Origin of the sequence: Haloferax sp. Atlit-4N (assembly GCF_003383025.1) — an archaeon.
GTDB lineage: Archaea > Halobacteriota > Halobacteria > Halobacteriales > Haloferacaceae > Haloferax > Haloferax gibbonsii.
The window spans coordinates 401,534-417,477 of sequence record NZ_PSYY01000001.1 but is presented as its reverse complement, the minus strand read 5'-3'; the positions used below and the strand labels follow the sequence as shown (position 1 = coordinate 417,477).

The following is a 15,944-nucleotide window of genomic DNA, read 5'->3' as shown; positions in this document are numbered from 1 at the left end:
CTCGCTTCGGACGAGGGGACGACCCGGACGAAAAACCGCCCGACTACTCGACGACCGCCAGCCCCGCCGCAGTCCGTCGTGTCCCGTCCCACGGGACCTCGATTCGGTCCCACGAGTCGCCGAAGTCGGTCGTCCGGTAGAGGCCGCGGTCGTTCGCGGCGTAGCACTCGCCGCCGGACAGACCGGCGGCGAGAACCGCCCGCGTCGCGCCCGGCCCGGTCGGGAGTCCGGTCTCGTCGAGGCGTTCCCACGACTCGCCGCCGTCCTCCGACGAGTCCGCCCGGCGGTAGAGGTACGCCGCCGCCGACTCGACCCGGTGGGCGCGCATCGGCCCGGAGGCGGCCGACAGGAGCACCGAGTCCGGGTCCGCGGGGTCGACGACGACGCTCCAGCAGTAGCCGTGGCCCAGCCCCGCGGTCGGCGTCGTCCACGTCTCGCCCGCGTCGTCGGTCTCGGCGTAGCCGTCGCCCGCGGCGACCCGGACGCGACCCGGTCGGTCGGGGTGCGTCGCCATCGAGTGCGTGTCTCGCTTGCTCGACGGCACGCGGTCTTGCCACGTCTCCCCGCCGTCGAGCGAGCGGACGAGCGCCCCGGCCTCGACCGCGACGAACAGCCGGTCGGGGTCGGTCGGGTCCGGTTCTATCCAGCGGACGTGGTGGGTGTGCGGGCGGGGCGGAAACGCCCACGACGACGCCGAATCGAGGTCCGAAAGCGGCGCGAGTTCGGCCCACGTGTCGCCGCCGTCGGGAGAGCGGAAGACGGCCGAGGGCTCGGTTCCGGCGTAGACCACGCCCGGGTCGGCCGGCGAGACGGCGAGGCTCGTCACCGACTCGGGGAGCGCGTCGGTGCCGACCGCGTGCCACGACGCCCCGCCGTCGGTCGTTCGGAAGACGCCGGCGTCGAAGGTCCCGCAGAACGCCCGGTCCGGCGCGCGCGGGTCGGCCGCGACGCACTCGATTCGGTGGTCGGCGAGTCGCCGACGGGCGGTCGAGTCGTCGGGCGACCCCGAGACCGAGAGGACCGCGCCGTTCGCGGCGGCGTAGAGGTGCATGGGGGGACGTAGGGGCTCGACGGTGAAAAAGCGGGCGCGGGGCGTGGCTCGCGGCGGTCGCGCGGGCCGCGGGCGACTGAGAGCGGACCGACGACTACGACAGGTCGCGCCGCTCGAACACCTCGGCCGCGAGGACGACGAGGACGCACGTCACGGCGACGAGCACGGCGATGCCGCCCCAGTCCACGTCGCCGGCGACGAGGAGTTCGCCGGGGTCGAGGTAGCGCGTGAGCGACAGGGCTCCGAGGAACTCGTAGTCGGTGTCGACGGTCAGGGAGTCGAGGAGGAACGTCCCGAAGACGACGCCGATGGCCGCGCCCTGCGCCCGGCGGACGCGCCCGAAGAACGCCGACGCGAGGAGGCCGACGGCGACGCAGGCGACGAGGTAGAGGCCGCCGACGGCGTGGACCGCGAGGAGGCGAGTGAGGTGAATCTCCTCGTCGATGAGGCCCGCGCCGACGACGACGGCCGCGAGGAGCGCGAGGTCGACGACGGCGACCGCCGGGAGCATCGCGAGGAACTTGCCGACGACGAACCGGGTGCGCGAGACGGGCCGGACGAGGACGAGTTCGACCGACTGTCGGTCGACCTCGCCGGCGACGAGCGACCCCGCGGCGTAGGCGAAGTAACTCCCGACGATGAGGAGCCAGACGAGTTGGTAGAGTTCGACCACGAGGTAGCCTTCGAGCGAGGAGATGTCGGTGACGCTCCCGACGAAGGCCGCCTGGAACTCCTCGGGGTACGACTCCAGCAGTTCGGCGAAGTCGATGTCGGACTCGCCGAACGACGGGAAGACGGCGATGGTGAGCCCCGCGGTCGCCACGAGGAGCACGCAGACGATGACGAGGCCGCGCCGTCGCCGGGCGAACTCGAAGGACGCGATGTCGAGTTCACGCATTCGCGGACTCCTCGGCGTCGGCGGGCGACGGCTCCGCATCGTCGTCGGTCTCGCCCGACTCGTCGTCGGTGGCGGCGCTGTCGCCGGCGTCAACGCCGTCTTCTCCGTCGCCCTCGTCGTAGAAGTGCATGAACACGTCCTCGATGGCCGTCTCGCGGACTTCGAGGTCGTCGATTCGGTAGCCCTCGAGCGCGTCCACGAGCGCGTCGTAGTTGCCCGAGGTGACGAGTCGGAGGGAGCCGTCGGGTTCGATGCGGGCGTCGATGGTCTCCGGAAAGTCGAAGTCGGCGAGGTCGATGGAGTCGGGCGACTGGACCGTGACGACTTTCCCGCTCCGGGCGAGCAAGTCGTCGATGTCCTCGACGGCGACGAGCCGCCCGTTCCGGATGATGGCGACGCGGTCGCAGACCTCGCGGACCTCCCCGAGGATGTGCGTCGAGAAGAACACCGTCACCCCGCGGTCGCGCTCCTCGCGGAGGAACTCGTAGAACTCCTGTTGGACGAGGGGGTCCAACCCCGAGGTCGGCTCGTCCATCACGACCACCCGCGGGTCGTGCATGAACGCCTGCACGATGGCGAGTTTCTGCCGGTTGCCGCGGGAGTAGGCCCGGACCGGCCGGTCGAGCGGCACCGGAAAGCGGTCGAGGAGTTCATCGCGGCGGGCGTCACCGGAGAGCCCGGCGAAGTAGTCGAGGGTCTTGCGGCCGGTCACGTCGTCGTAGAACCGCGGATCGCCGGGGATGTGGCCGACGCGTCCGAGCACGTCGAGGAAGGCCGCGCGGTCGTCCACCGGAACGCCGAGGATGCTCGCCGTGCCGTCGGTCGGTTTGAGCAGGCCGAGAAGCAGGCGAATCGTCGTGGACTTCCCCGCGCCGTTGGGGCCGAGGAAGCCGAACAGTTCGCCCTCCGAGACGGAAATCGAGAGCTCCTCGACCCCGCGAACGTCCCCGTAGAACTTGGTGAGGCCGTCGATGTCGATGGCGGGGACGGACATACCGACACGTAGGCGCGCTCCGAACGTATCCCTTGCGTGACGTTACCACCGACTGAGAGCCGAGCGTGTTGTTAAGCTTACATACCGCGTATCTAGCGCGACTGAAGCGGGCTCGCCCGCCGATCACGTCGTCCCTTACACCATGACTCGTCGTCCCCGGCGGGCGAGCGCGGCGCTCCTCGCCACGCTACTGGTCCTGTCCGCCCTCGCCGGCGCAACCGGGAGCGCCGCGGCCGCCAGCCGAGTGACCGGAAGTCCCGACCTCTCGATTATCGCGCCGGAGAACCGGCTCGTCGCCGGCACCGAGACCGCGGTCGAAGTGTTCGTCGTCAACAGCGGGACGGTCACCGACGACGGCCCCGAGGAGTACGAGGCGCTCGTGCAGACGGCCCGCGCGCTGACCATCCGCGGCGAGTCGAAGGGCCCCATCACCGTCGTCAGCGGCGAGGTTCCCATCGGGACCGTTCCCGAGGGCGTCTCCGGGCCGGCGTCGCTCCGCCTCCGGGTCGCCGAGGGGGCGCGTCCCGACACTTACGAGGTCCCCGTCGAGTTCACCTACGACTACACCGCCTCGGTGTACGTGGACGGCGAGACGGTCCGGACGACCCACCGGAGTCGGACCATCACGCGGACGCTCGACGTCGTCGTGGAGCGCCGCCCCGCGTTCGCGGTCCGGACGGTCGACGCCGCCCTCGCGGTCGGCGACAGCGGGACCGTCGCGGTCGACATCGAGAACGTCGGCCCCGTCGGGGCCGCGGACGCGACGGTGACCGTCACCTCGACCGACCCGGAGATAACGTTCGGAAGCGGCGTCGCCTCCGCCGAGACGTTCGTCGGCGAGTGGGAGGAAGGTGCGACGGAGCGCGTCGAGTTCCGCGCCCGCGTCGCCGACGACGCCATCGTCCGCAACTACTCGGTCGACCTGACCGTGACCTACCGAGACGAGGACGGTCAAACGCGGACTTCGCGGTCGTTCGTCGCCGGGGTGCGCCCGACCCGCGGGGCCGACTTCGAACTCGCGGACGTGGACGCCGCGGTCGCCGTCGGCGACACCGGTACGCTGACGCTCGAACTCGTGAACGTCGGCGACGCGACCGCCGCGGCGACGACCGTCGGCGTGGCGTCCGCCGACTCCGAGGTGACGTTCGGGGCCGGCGCGCCCGCCGCGGAGGCCTACGTCGGCGCGTGGGAACCCGGCGAGACGAGGCGCGTGAGCTTCCGCGCCCGCGTCGCCGACGACGCGCTCGACCGGCCCTACTCGCTCGACGTGACCGTCTCGTTCCGCAACCCCGGCGGCGACCGGAAGGTCCAGTCGCTCGTCGCCGGTCTCGACCCCGGAGCCGGCCCGGCGTTCGCCGTGACGGTCGAAGAGAGCACGCTCAGAGTCGGCGGCGTCGGCCGCGTCGTCGGCACCGTCGAGAACGTCGGCGAGGGCGAGGCCCGAGACGTGGTGCTCCGCCTCGAATCCGAGGACGCGGCGCTGACGCCGACCGACCTCGACGTGACCGTCGGCACGCTCGCGCCCGGCGAGGCCGCCGAGTTCGAGTACGCCATCGGCCTCGCCGCGGGTTCGACGCCGGGGACGCGCCGACTCCCGTTCGTCGTCGAGTACCGACCGCCGGGCGACGAACTGCGCGCGGCCGACCGGACCGACGTGCTCGCGGCCGTGAGCACCGGCGACCCCGCCGTCGCGGTCGAACCGCGGAACGCGACGTTCGAAGTCGACTCGAACGGTCGGCTCGTTCTCGCGGTGACGAACACCGAGGCGACGCCGCAGACCGACGTGACGGTCAGACTCGTCGCCGAGGAGCCGCTTTCGAGCGAGGACGCCGTCGCGTTCGTCCCGCGGCTCGACGCCGGCGAGACGCGCCTCGTCGTCTTCGACCTCGAAGTGAGCGGCGACGCCGTCCCGAAGACGCAGGTCGTCGGCGTCGACGTGAGCTACGAGGACGACGCCGGCAGACAGCTCTCGACGGGCACCCAGCGGGTCGCCGTCGAGGTGGTCGAACCGGCGACGACGTTCCCCCTCTTCCCGGCGCTCGTCGTGGTTCTCGCGCTCGCTGGCGTCGGCTACTGGTGGTATCGGCGTCGCTGAGGGCACCGTCGGCGCTGAAGAAAAATCGGCGCGCGTTCAGTCGTCGTTCGCCACTTTCGCGGGCTTGCGACGGTCCGAGCGCGGGCCCTCTTCGTCCACGTCGGGGAGGTAGTCGCGGAGGTACCGACCCGTGTGGGAGTCGGGGTTCTCGGCGATTTCCTCGGGGGTGCCGCTGGCGACGACCGTGCCGCCGCCCGCGCCGCCCTCGGGACCGAGGTCGACGATGTGGTCGGCGTTCTTCACGAGGTCGAGTTCGTGTTCGACCACGAGGACGGTGTTGCCGTTGTCGACGAGGCGCTGGAGCACCTCGATGAGCTTCCGCTCGTCTTCCTTGTGGAGGCCGGTCGTCGGCTCGTCGAGCAGGTAGAGCGTGTCGCCGGTCTGCTTCTTGCCGAGTTCCTCGGCGAGCTTGACGCGCTGTGCCTCGCCGCCGGAGAGCGTGGTCGACGGCTGGCCGAGCTGCATGTAGCCGAGGCCCACGTCGTGGAGCAGTTGGAGGCGTCGGCGAATCTGCGAGTTCGCCTCGAAGAAGTCGAGCGCCTCGTCGACCTCCATGTCGAGCACGTCGGCGATGGTCTTGTCCTTGTACGTCACGTCGAGCGTCTCGGCGTTGTAGCGCGCGCCGTTACACTCCTCGCAGGGCACGTACACGTCCGAGAGGAAGTTCATCTCGATTTTGACGTTGCCCTGTCCCTTGCAGGCCTCACAGCGGCCGCCCTTGACGTTGAAGGAAAAGCGGCCCTTCTCGTAGCCGCGCTGTTTCGAGAGCTTCGTCTCGGCGAACAGTTCGCGGACGTAGTCGAAGACGCCGGTGTACGTCGCCGGGTTCGACCGCGGGGTGCGGCCGATGGGCGACTGGTCGATGAGCCGGACGGTCTCGATTTCGTCGTAGCCCTCGATGGCGTCGTGCTCGCCGGGGTCGACGGAGGTGTTGTCGTTCATCCGCCGGGCGAGTCCCTTGTAGAGAATCTCGTGCATCAGGGTGGACTTGCCCGACCCCGAGACGCCGGTGATGGCCGTGAACGTCCCGAGGGGAATCGGCACGTCGAGGTCGTCGAGGTTGTGCTGGCGCGCGCCGCGGACGACGAGTTCGCCGTCGCCCTCGCGCCGCGCGTCGGGCACGTCGATGTCCTTGCGGCCCGAGAGGTAGTCGGCCGTGATGGAGTCGTCGGCCGCGACGATATCGTCGAAGTCGCCCTGCGCGACGACCTCGCCGCCGCGCTTGCCCGGGCCGGGGCCCATGTCGATAATCTCGTCGGCCCGGCGCATCGTCTCCTCGTCGTGTTCGACGACGATGAGCGTGTTACCGAGGTCGCGGAGGCCTTCGAGCGTGTTGAGCAGTTTGTCGTTGTCGCGCTGGTGGAGGCCGATAGACGGCTCGTCGAGGACGTAGAGGACGCCCACGAGGCCGGAGCCGACCTGCGTGGCGAGGCGGATGCGCTGGGACTCGCCGCCCGAGAGCGTGGCGGCCTCGCGGTCCAAGGTGAGGTATTCGAGGCCGACCTCGGTCATGAAACCGAGGCGGGCGCGAATCTCCTTGAGAATCTCCTGTGCGATGGTGCGGTCGCGCTCCGAGAGGTCGGCTTCGAGGCCCTCGAAGTGTTCGAGCGCGCCCGCGATGGTCATGCGGTTGACCTCGGGGAGCGTCGTGCCGCCGACGCGAACGTGGCGGGACTGCTCTTTGAGCCGCGAGCCGTTGCAGTCGGGGCAGGTCGTGACGGCCATGAACTCCTCGATGTGGTCGCGCGTCCGGTCGGAGTCGGTCTCGACGTGGCGGCGTTCGAGGTTGCCGACGACGCCCTCGAAGGGGTGTTCCTTGTGGCGCGTGCCGTTCTTCGTCGTCCACTCGAACACCACGTCCTCGGAGGTCCCGAACAGGAAGGCGTCCTGCACCTCGTCGGAAAGCTCCTCGAACGGCGTGTCCACGCTGACCCCGAAGTGGTCGGCGACGTTGTCGAGCTGGCGGCGGTAGTACGTCCGGTTGTAGCTCCACGGCTCGAAGACGTGCTTGAGCGGCTTCGACGGCTCGGTGACGACGAGGTCGGGGTCGACCTCCTTCGCCTTGCCGAGGCCCTCGCACTCCGGGCAGGCCCCGTGGGGGCTGTTGAACGAGAACGACCGCGTCTCGATTTCCGAAAAGCGGAACGACGAGTTCGGGTTGCCGAGTTCCTCAGAGAACTCGACGACGAGGCGGTCATCGCCCTCGCCCGCGAGCGACCCGGTCGAACGGGTGTTGGACGCGAAGGGGAGGTCCTCGGGCGGGTCGGGGACGATGAGTTTGAGGACGCCGCCGGCCTCTTCGAGGGCGGTCTCGACGGAGTCGGCGATGCGCGAGCGCGCCTCGGGCGCGACCTTCACGCGGTCGACGACCACGTCGATGGTGTGGTCGTAGTTCTTGTCGAGCTCGGGCGTCTCGAACGAGAGGTCGAACTCCTCGCCGTCGACTTCGACGCGGGCGTAGCCCTCGGAGACGAGGTCCGAAAACAGGTCCTTGAACTCGCCTTTCTGGTCGCGGACGACCGGCGCGACGACCTTCGCGCGGGTGCCCTCGGGGAGTTCGAGAATCTGGTCGACCATGTCCTGTGCGGACTGCTCGCCGACCTCCTCGCCCGTGATGGGGTCGTACTGGGTGCCCACGCGGGCGTACAAGAGGCGGAGGTAGTCGTGGAGTTCGGTGACGGTCCCGACGGTCGACCGGGGGTTGTTGGCCCCGTTCTTCTGGTCGATGGAGATGGCGGGCGAGAGGCCCTCGACGGCCTCGACTTTCGGCTTGTCCATCTGGCCGAGGAAGTTCCGCGCGTAGGCCGAAAGCGACTCGATGTACCGCCGCTGACCCTCCGCGTAGACGGTGTCGAACGCGAGGGAGGACTTGCCTGACCCCGACAGGCCGGTGACGACGGTAAACGTCTCGCGGGGGATGCGAACGTCGAGGTTCTTGAGGTTGTGCTCTTCGGCACCGCGAACCTCGATGTAGTCCTTGCTCATTCGGACGACTCTAGGAACGAGAGGACCGAATAGGCATCGGTTCGGGCCGTTCGAGCCGCATCGCTCGCGTCGGCGACTCGGGGAGAAATCGGAGCGTAAGCGGGGTGTCGTCCGCCGGCGTCAGCCGTTGAGCTTCTGCCGCGAGATGGAGATGCCCGTCGGCGTGATGACGATCTGGTCGTCGCCCTTCTGGACGATGTCGCCGTCCACCTCGCGCGCGACCTGCCGGAGGTCGTCGATGATGTGTTCCATCGTGTTGTCGGAGGTCGTGTGGCGGGTGATGTCCGCGATGACCAGATTGCCGTCGTAGACGGCGTCTTTGATGGCGATAACGTCCTGCTGGCCGCCGATTTCGGCGATGTGAACCGAGAGGCCGGCGTCGCCGCGAGCGGTGTCGAAGTCGTCGAGGTCGAGTTCGACGTAGTCCTCGGTCGTTCGGGAACCACCACCACCGAGAATCTTACTCATGATACCCATAGGACGTAGAGAGGCCACAACGGGGTTAGTTCTTACGTCAGACGATTGTCTCTCACCAGACATGTCTGGGCGCTGAGACGGGGCGAATCGACGGCAGTACGGCCACAGGAGGGTAGTGCCGCGGGAGGCGACGACGCCGGCGGACGCCCGACGTGTGCGCCATCCGCGTCGTTTCGCCGGGTGTTTTTACCTCGCGGCGCGCGGGAGCAGACGAACACGATGACCTTCAGCATCTGCGTCCGCGAGTCGTACGTCGACGACGGCGGCGACGACCAGCACCGCTTCGGCGTCGCCGTGACGACCCGCCTGCCGGGCGTCGGGGCCCTCTGTCCGTTTGCAAGTGAACACGGCGCGGTCGCGACACAGGCGCTGACGAACGTCGAACTCGGGGAGAAGGGCATGGACTACCTCGAAGACGGCCTCGCCGTCGACGACGCCCTACAGGCGCTGTTGAACGCCGACGACGGCCGGGCGGAGCGACAGCTCCACGGCGTCGGCTCCGAGACGACGTTCGCCTTCACCGGCGACGACTGCCTCGGCTGGGCGGGCCACCGCGAGGGCGACGACTACACGGTCGCTGGCAACCTGCTCACGGGCGCGGCAGTCGTCGAAGCCGCCGCCGACGCCTACGAGCGAAGCGTCGACGGCGACAGCGACGAGCCGCTCGCGAAGCGGCTCATCGACGCGCTCGGCGCGGGACACGCCGCGGGCGGCGACAAGCGCGACGACCTTGACGTCCAGAGCGCGGCCGTCGTCGTGACCACGACCGAGGACCGCGAGATGGAGCCGTACTACAACGACCTCCGGGTCGACGCGACGGAGACGCCGCTTCGGGACCTGCGGGAGACGTTTTCGATGGCGCGAGAGGGGTACGAGGCGGCGCTGGAGAAGTACGCCGAAGAGTAGCCGACGCGGCCGAGAGCCGCGCGCGCCGGGGCAAGAAATAGTCGGCTCAGACGGAGAACTCGAAGAGGTCGTCGCCGACGTGGTGGATGGACTCGACGACCTTGCCGGAGTCGCCGACGAGGTCCGCCCCGTCTTCGAGCGCGCGACCCACGGCGAGCACCTTGCCGTGGGTCTCCTCGGCGATGACGACGAGGTCGCCCGCCTCGATGGTGTCGTCCGCCTCGGTGATGCCGGGGCGCATCACGTCGGCTCCGCTGGAGACGAACGAGACCGCGCCCGCGTCGACCGTGACGACGTTCGTCGTCGGCGGGAACTGGTTCGCGCCCTTGACCGTGAGAAACGGCTGGTCGTCGACGTACATGACCGCCGGCTCGCCGTCGACGAGGACGACCTCGTAGTCGGCGTCGGCGAACTCGACCGCCTCGAACGCGTCGCCGTCGAGGGCGACGCCGAGGGACGATTCGATGGAATCACACAGGGCGTCGATTTCGTCGCTTCGGAGGTGGTGGCGAGACTTGACCTTCATACCGGGTCGTGGACGCTCACGGCCGATAAATCGACCGCTCCGCATCGAGTGTCGGCGACGACTCCGGGGGCCGGTCGAACGCGAGTCGACCCGAGCCAATCCAAAACCAACCCGAAGCAACCCGAAGCAACCCGAACCGAACCGCGTCGGCGTCTGACGCGCGTCAGACTGTGACAGGATAAACTGCTAAGTACGATTGGGTCCACTCCAACGATATGTGGCGCTCCCGGACGAACCGGGACCGGAAACGTGTCGTGTGCATCGCATGCGGTGACGCGGTCCTCCGGTCGGCGGCGCGCGAGTACGACAAAGAGGGGAACCGCTGGGAACGGCACGGCAAGCGGTTCGAACACCTCTGTAAGTCCTGTTATCGGGGGCTCTGTCACCAGCCCCGCGAGGAGCTCGAAGGCCTCCTCATCGACATCGAAGAACACGGCATCACCAACGAGGAGTTCCTGCTTCGCTACTTCGACGCGGTCAAAGAGCGGTACGAATCTCCCGGCGAGCGCGGCCGCTGAGGTCGCTTTCCTTGGCCCGCCGCCGGGGCGCGCGCGAGCGTGCTCACGAGTGACGTCGTTTCCCTCTCGTCGCGGCTCGTGCCCGACACTCATTTCTCCCTGCCCCGTCTAGTCGGGGCTATGTCAGACGACGCGCAGGCGTACGCCGGGACCGCCGAAGGGCAAGGACCGGTGGAGATAGACGCCGAACTCGCGCGACACCTCCAGAACAAGCGCGAGGACCTGTTCGAGGAGTTCGAGATTCGAGACAAGTTCCCGCCGGAAGTCCTCTCGGAGGCGCGTGCGCGCACCGACGGCGTCCACGAGGAGATCGAAGACGAGTTGGAACACCGCAAGGACCTCCGAGACCTCACGACGTGGACGACAGACCCCGTCGACGCCCAGGACTTCGACGACGCCCTGAGCATCCGCGAGAACGAGGAGACGTACACGCTGTGGGTCCACATCGCCGACGTGACCCACTACGTCCACCCCGGTTCGGAGATGTGGGCCGAGGCCGTCAAGCGCGGCAACACCGTCTACCTCCCCGCCTACACCATCCACATGCTCCCGCCGGCGCTGGCCGAGACGGTCTGTTCTCTCGTCCCCGAGGAGGACCGCCTCGCCCACACCGTCGAGATGGAGATCAAGAAGGACACGCTCTCGTTCGAGTCTATCGACATCTACAAGTCCGTCATCCACTCCAACGAACGGCTCACCTACACGCAGTGTGAAAACCGGCTGGAAGACCCCGACCTCCCCCTCCACGAGGAGAACGCGCTGGTCTTCGACCTCGCCGACCAACTCCACGAACAGCGCAAGGAAGACGGCTCGCTCGTCCTCAACCCGAGTCGCGACCGCGCCCACACCATCATCGAGGAGTGCATGCTGAAGGCGAACAAGGCCGTCACGCACGAACTCATGTGGAACCGCGGCGTCGAGGCGATGTACCGCGTCCACCCGCAACCCACTCCCGACCAGTGGGACAAGGCGCTCCGCGAAATCACCGAACTCGACGGCGTGAGCATCCAGTCCACGTCGTGGGACGAGCCCCGGAAGGCCGTCAACGACGCCTTGGAGAGCGCGAACTCCCGCACGCTCAACAAGATTCAGCGCGCCGTGCTGAAGGTCATGCCCCGCGCGAAGTACATGAACGACCCCTTCGGCGGCCACTACGCGCTCAACTTCGACATCTACGGCCACTTCACCTCGCCCATCCGGCGGCTGTCGGACCTCATCAACCACTGGATCGTCCACGAGAACGACGTGCCCGAAGACCTCGTCGAGCTCTGCGACCGCGCCTCCGACCGTCAGAAGGACGCCGAGACGGCCGAGCGGCTCTACAAGCAGTTCCTCCAAGAAGTCGGCTTGGACCCCTACGCGGTCAACAACCGCGGCATCGTCACCGTCGACGACGACGGCGAGGTCATCGACGAAAACGGCCTCCCGCCGCGCGAATAACCGGGCATAACCGGACGGTCGTCCTCGTCGCCCGCGGCCGGCGAGACGAACGCGAGACCACGGGCTCAGTCAGCGACGTACCGAAGCGACCGAAAGGCGCTCACCGCCGCGGCCCTTACTCCTCTTGTTTGTGCGTGAACAGCAGCACGTCGCCGTCGTGCTGGGTCACACAGAGGTCGAGCATCATGCTCAGTTCGAGACTGTTGTAGTCGTTTTCGCAGACGACCAAGTCGTCGAACGGTTTCTCACAGGCCGGACAGGCGATGGAGACGGTGTTCTGGTAGGTGGTGACGCCGCCGCTCGACTCGTAGGGCGTGAGCGACGACCGGAGTTCGTCGAGTTCCTCGTCGTTCATGGACGTGTTGTGCGCGCGGCGTGCGTATAATTCTTCACGGTCGGACACCGGTTACGGTCTGACGACTCACGAGTGCCCGGCGTCGTCCAACCCGCAGGCCCACCGGAAGTGCGGGTGAACCCACGACAGCCCCGCGGCGTTGGCTTCGACCCACGACGACGGGTCGCTCAGCCGACGCGACAGCACCGTCGCGCGCTCCTCGTGAGTCCCCTCCCGGTCGAACGGTATCAGTTCGAGCGTCCGCGACGCGGGATTGAAAAAGACCGCCCGCTCGGTGTCCTCGTCGAGTCCGACCAGCCGCGAGCCGTTGGCGTCCTTCTGGAGGAGCGCCTGCGCCATGCGGTGTTGGTGGACTCCCCGGCGCGTCTCGCGGAGCTTCGAGACGATGGCTCGAAAGAGGGCCGTCGGGTCCGACGGGGGTTCGCCTCGTCGTGTTTCCATACCGACGCCCTCGGAGCGAGACGGTAAGAGAGTCCGCCATGAGCGGAGTGAAAGTGTCGGGTTCGGCGGAAGTGAAGGCGTGTCAGCGAGCCAAGCTCGACGACCGAGTCACGTTGGGTGGCGTCGCGAAAATGGGAGCGGACTCGCGGGGTCCCCACGAACGAAGCGAGTGGGGGCAAGCGAGTCTATTGACTGACGGAACGAAGTGACGGAAGGAAATGGACTCGCGGGGATATTGAACTCACTCGCAACGCTCCGCGTTGCTCGCTGCTCAAATCCCCGCTCGAACAGGCACGATTACACTCGACACCGACGTGACTCGCAGGGCTCCTGACGGAGCCACTGCTCGAAGGCGTGGTGTCGAGAGAAAGTAGTGGACTCGCGGGGGAGTGTTAGTCGGGTTCATGATGGCAGGTGTTCTTTTCTGACTTCCATTTTCTCGCGGGCGGTGCGCGCGTCGTAGTGCTGGTACAGGATTTCGAGCGACACGTCGGAGCGTTCCGAGATGATTTCCGGCTCGACATCCCGCGACAGGTAGTGCGTGATGTGTCCTCGACGAACCGCGTGGGGCGACTTCGACGACGGACACTTGTTCGGCAACCCGTGCGTGCCGCGGGCTTCGCAGGCCGATGGGTCACGGTCGTGCGGGCACGGAAGGCCGAACTCGCACGGTTGGGTCGCCTTGTTGACGATCTTGTACAGGGTGTCGCCCGTGATGCGCCCGTGACTCGTGGTGATGAGCGGACGACGCCCGTAGTCGTCGGTGACTTTGTGCCGGTTCTCGGCGATGTACTCCTGCAGGATGCGCATCCATTCAGGACCGATGTACACCCACCGTTCGCCCTTGTTCCCGTTCTTCAGCGGGGTGTCGGACTCGGGTCGATGGACGATCTGAATGGCGTGCTCGTCTTCGTTGAGGTCGCCGACATCCAGTCCGCGGACAGTTCCGCGGCGCATCCCCGTCCGCCAGATGAGCGCCATGACGGCGTGCATCCGGCTCGCGTAATGGTAGCGGTCCAGATACTCCAGAATCGTCTCTGCGGTATCCGGCTCCAGATGGATGTCGCGCGCCTCGGCACCGTCGGGGAGTTCCGGCGCGTGTAGCTTCTCGCGCAGTCCGTCCTCGACGGCGTCCAGGTCGCTCCAGAAATCGAGCGCCATGCGGACGCTACTGAGTTGCTTCTGGAGCGTGATGGGCGCGATGTCGCCCTGACGCCACGTAACGAAGTCGTTGAGCTTCCGTCCGGTGAGATCGTTGAGGTTGTCGATGCCAGCGACCTCGCACCAGCGGAGGAAGTGATTCAGTCGCGTCTTCGCGTTCTGCAGGGTCGACTCGCGGACGCTCGGCTCACGGTAGGCGATGAATCGCTCAACGCCGTCCTCGGGGGAGAGCGGTTCGAGGTCAGTCACTCGAATACCTCCCGAACGGCAGTCTTACGTGCCTCGCGCCGCTGTCTGTCTGTGGGGGAGTGGTACTGTTCCACGGCTCCAGTCCCCCGTTCTAAGCGTCGACCTGTGGACTCTCGGTGAGCCGCAGGTCTGGTTCATCGAATGGCGAGTCGGGCGCTTGCTGGATGAGGTGACGGACGTACTCCGCACGACTCATTCCGTAGTTCTTGCTCTGTTCGTCGACTTTCTCCACCATCTCTGGCGGCATCGAGATGGTGACGTTGACCGATAGTGCCATGCGTGAATAAGTGAGCAGAATAGTGACTTATAACTTACTGACTCAGAAGACTATTGAGTCAATAAGTTATTGGCCACACCTCATCAATCACTAAGTCGTTACACCAAATATGAGCACGAGTCCGGACAATGGGACGAAAAACGTCTCTGCGCAGGTCAGCAATGACTTCGCCGAAGAATTTGATCGAGCCCTCAAAAGAGCACAAATAGAAGGTACTGTCCCACTTGATTTGTCACGTGCGGAGGCGATTCGCCGTCTTATGCAGTTAGCAATCGATGACCCATCTATTCTTGCAGAGACAGAGGACCGTTGACTTTCAAGGAACTATCTAGGGAGATACTTTACCCAATACCCGGAGGTCTGCAACCATTGAGCGACACCACTTGAATCCAAACCATTGGGTGTTGAGTGAGAAACTACAAAATATCAATGAGACCAAGATTATTTATTTCTAATCAATAAATAGAGCCTCAATGAGTAATTCATCAGGGCAGGGATACGACTACGACGGTTGGTTGAGGTTCAACGGACTGTTTTTTACAGAACCACACGGAGAAATGGAACCCGAAGACCTTCTAGAAGCCTTCGACGAATATGCCGAGGGTTCCCCAAGAGATCCTTCTGAAGGCTATCGTGAGACAGAGTTGGCAACAAGATTGGCCAACGTAGCAGACTTAAGCGGTAGTATGGCTGAGTTTGCGGAGAATATCTACACATATGAATTCATATCAGAACAGTGGGTGATGGTGCCAGATTTACATGACCCAGAAGGGCAACCACTAGATCACGCATACCGGACCGATCACAAAAAAGTCGAACTAATTTGGGACTTTGATGACGTGCTTATTTTCCAAGGTACCAAGAACATAATCACCAATAAGCGCAAAGAACTTCGGGGTTCATTGTCTAGAACCTTGAAAATTGAGAAAGTTAGGTTCGACTTTGATTATCTCCTGTGGTTACTCTATCAAAGTGATCAGGGTAATAGAGTCGGGTCTGGTCTGCGCGTGAACAGCGTTTCAAATTGCACAACTACTGGAACGTCGAGGATGGGTGAGCAGGTTGCTGTTGACGGAGCCTCAGAAGTAGTTCGCTCAGTACCATTTATTTCCGCATTATTGGAAGGGAATAAAATAGACAGCCTCGAAGCCGACATGCTATTGGGGAATAACTATCTCGTGGCAGAGATTGACTCAGATGGCTGGATTCATGTCAAAGCGTCGCGCGAAGATATGAAATCGCTGAACAAGCTAAGACAGATGGGCCTCGCTGCAAGGTTCGTCGTTGAACTCCTCCGTAGCTACGAGTCATGGCTACAGCTACCGAGAAATAAACAATACCCACCAGAGTCTTTCTTCCACCGTCTACTCGATATTTGCGAGGAAGAGGGCTATCTTCCGATCCGTGAACCAGAAGACCTCTTGAGAGAGTACGAACGAAAGCGAGATGGGCGTATAGAAGGACCAAGTGCAGCCTATTCACTGTCAAAGTTCAACTAATATCAACCGTAAGAAACCACAAGAGACACTAGTACTAGGAATCAATCTCAAGGTACGAAAGAGGAGGATATC

Annotated in this window: 15 protein-coding genes; 5 read left to right on the top strand and 10 right to left on the bottom strand. The window is 65.4% G+C overall.

The genetic code is table 11. The features are described from left to right. Positions 1–43: 43 nt before the first annotated feature. The 3 genes from C5C07_RS02190 to C5C07_RS02180 form a co-directional block, all read right to left on the bottom strand. Positions 44–1,051 (bottom strand): hypothetical protein, encoded by a 1,008-nt coding sequence (locus C5C07_RS02190; protein ID WP_115804465.1) that lies wholly within the window; start codon positions 1,049–1,051, stop codon positions 44–46. A 94-nt stretch (positions 1,052–1,145) separates the two neighbouring features. After that, positions 1,146–1,949: an ABC transporter permease subunit gene (locus C5C07_RS02185; protein WP_004973546.1), complete on the bottom strand. Its 804-nt coding sequence runs from the start codon at positions 1,947–1,949 to the stop codon at positions 1,146–1,148. After that, positions 1,942–2,943 carry an ABC transporter ATP-binding protein gene (locus C5C07_RS02180; protein WP_115804464.1) on the bottom strand — a complete coding sequence of 334 codons (1,002 nt, stop codon included), beginning with the start codon at positions 2,941–2,943 and terminating at the stop codon, positions 1,942–1,944. The genes C5C07_RS02185 and C5C07_RS02180 overlap by 8 nt, the downstream gene beginning before the upstream one ends. A gap of 142 nt (positions 2,944–3,085) precedes the next feature. Here C5C07_RS02180 and C5C07_RS02175 point away from each other — a divergent pair, with 142 nt between their 5' ends. Continuing rightward, positions 3,086–5,038, top strand: a complete 1,953-nt coding sequence (locus C5C07_RS02175; RefSeq protein ID WP_115804463.1) for a COG1361 S-layer family protein — start codon at positions 3,086–3,088, stop codon at positions 5,036–5,038. A 36-nt stretch (positions 5,039–5,074) separates the two neighbouring features. On the opposite strand, the gene uvrA is transcribed toward C5C07_RS02175, so the two are convergent. Both uvrA and sepF read right to left on the bottom strand, forming a co-directional pair. Next, positions 5,075–8,023, bottom strand: coding sequence for an excinuclease ABC subunit UvrA (gene uvrA, locus C5C07_RS02170; protein ID WP_115804462.1), 2,949 nt, complete (start codon positions 8,021–8,023; stop codon positions 5,075–5,077). Between the two features lie 120 nt (positions 8,024–8,143). Beyond that, positions 8,144–8,500, bottom strand: coding sequence for a cell division protein SepF (gene sepF, locus C5C07_RS02165; RefSeq protein WP_004969075.1), 357 nt, complete (start codon positions 8,498–8,500; stop codon positions 8,144–8,146). 219 nt (positions 8,501–8,719) lie between these two features. Between sepF and C5C07_RS02160 the strand changes: the two genes are divergently transcribed. After that, positions 8,720–9,406 (top strand): DUF1028 domain-containing protein, encoded by a 687-nt coding sequence (locus C5C07_RS02160; RefSeq protein WP_004973554.1) that lies wholly within the window; start codon positions 8,720–8,722, stop codon positions 9,404–9,406. A gap of 46 nt (positions 9,407–9,452) precedes the next feature. Here C5C07_RS02160 and C5C07_RS02155 read toward each other — a convergent pair whose 3' ends face one another. Continuing rightward, on the bottom strand, positions 9,453–9,932 hold the full coding sequence (locus C5C07_RS02155) for an RNA-binding protein (RefSeq protein WP_004969073.1): 480 nt from the start codon (positions 9,930–9,932) through the stop codon (positions 9,453–9,455). Positions 9,933–10,147: 215 nt separating this feature from the next. On the opposite strand from C5C07_RS02155, the gene C5C07_RS02150 reads away from it, so the two are divergent. Then, on the top strand, positions 10,148–10,450 hold the full coding sequence (locus C5C07_RS02150; protein ID WP_004973556.1) for a small CPxCG-related zinc finger protein: 303 nt from the start codon (positions 10,148–10,150) through the stop codon (positions 10,448–10,450). Positions 10,451–10,570: 120 nt separating this feature from the next. Next, entirely contained in the window at positions 10,571–11,890 is a 1,320-nt protein-coding gene (locus C5C07_RS02145; protein ID WP_004973558.1) for a ribonuclease R family protein, read from the top strand. Positions 11,891–12,005: 115 nt separating this feature from the next. On the opposite strand, the gene C5C07_RS02140 is transcribed toward C5C07_RS02145, so the two are convergent. The 4 genes from C5C07_RS02140 to C5C07_RS02125 form a co-directional block, all read right to left on the bottom strand. After that, positions 12,006–12,245, bottom strand: coding sequence for a hypothetical protein (locus C5C07_RS02140; protein WP_004065334.1), 240 nt, complete (start codon positions 12,243–12,245; stop codon positions 12,006–12,008). Between the two features lie 66 nt (positions 12,246–12,311). Further along, a complete protein-coding gene (locus C5C07_RS02135) occupies positions 12,312–12,686 on the bottom strand; it encodes a hypothetical protein (RefSeq protein ID WP_004973561.1) in 375 nt (124 codons plus the stop codon). Between the two features lie 402 nt (positions 12,687–13,088). Continuing rightward, positions 13,089–14,096, bottom strand: a complete 1,008-nt coding sequence (locus C5C07_RS02130; protein WP_115804461.1) for a tyrosine-type recombinase/integrase — start codon at positions 14,094–14,096, stop codon at positions 13,089–13,091. Between the two features lie 91 nt (positions 14,097–14,187). Then, complete coding sequence (locus tag C5C07_RS02125) at positions 14,188–14,373, bottom strand: ribbon-helix-helix domain-containing protein (RefSeq protein ID WP_115804460.1); 186 nt, start codon at positions 14,371–14,373, stop codon at positions 14,188–14,190. Between the two features lie 473 nt (positions 14,374–14,846). On the opposite strand from C5C07_RS02125, the gene C5C07_RS20990 reads away from it, so the two are divergent. Next, positions 14,847–15,872, top strand: a complete 1,026-nt coding sequence (locus tag C5C07_RS20990) for a hypothetical protein (RefSeq protein WP_147302001.1) — start codon at positions 14,847–14,849, stop codon at positions 15,870–15,872. Positions 15,873–15,944: the final 72 nt, after the last annotated feature.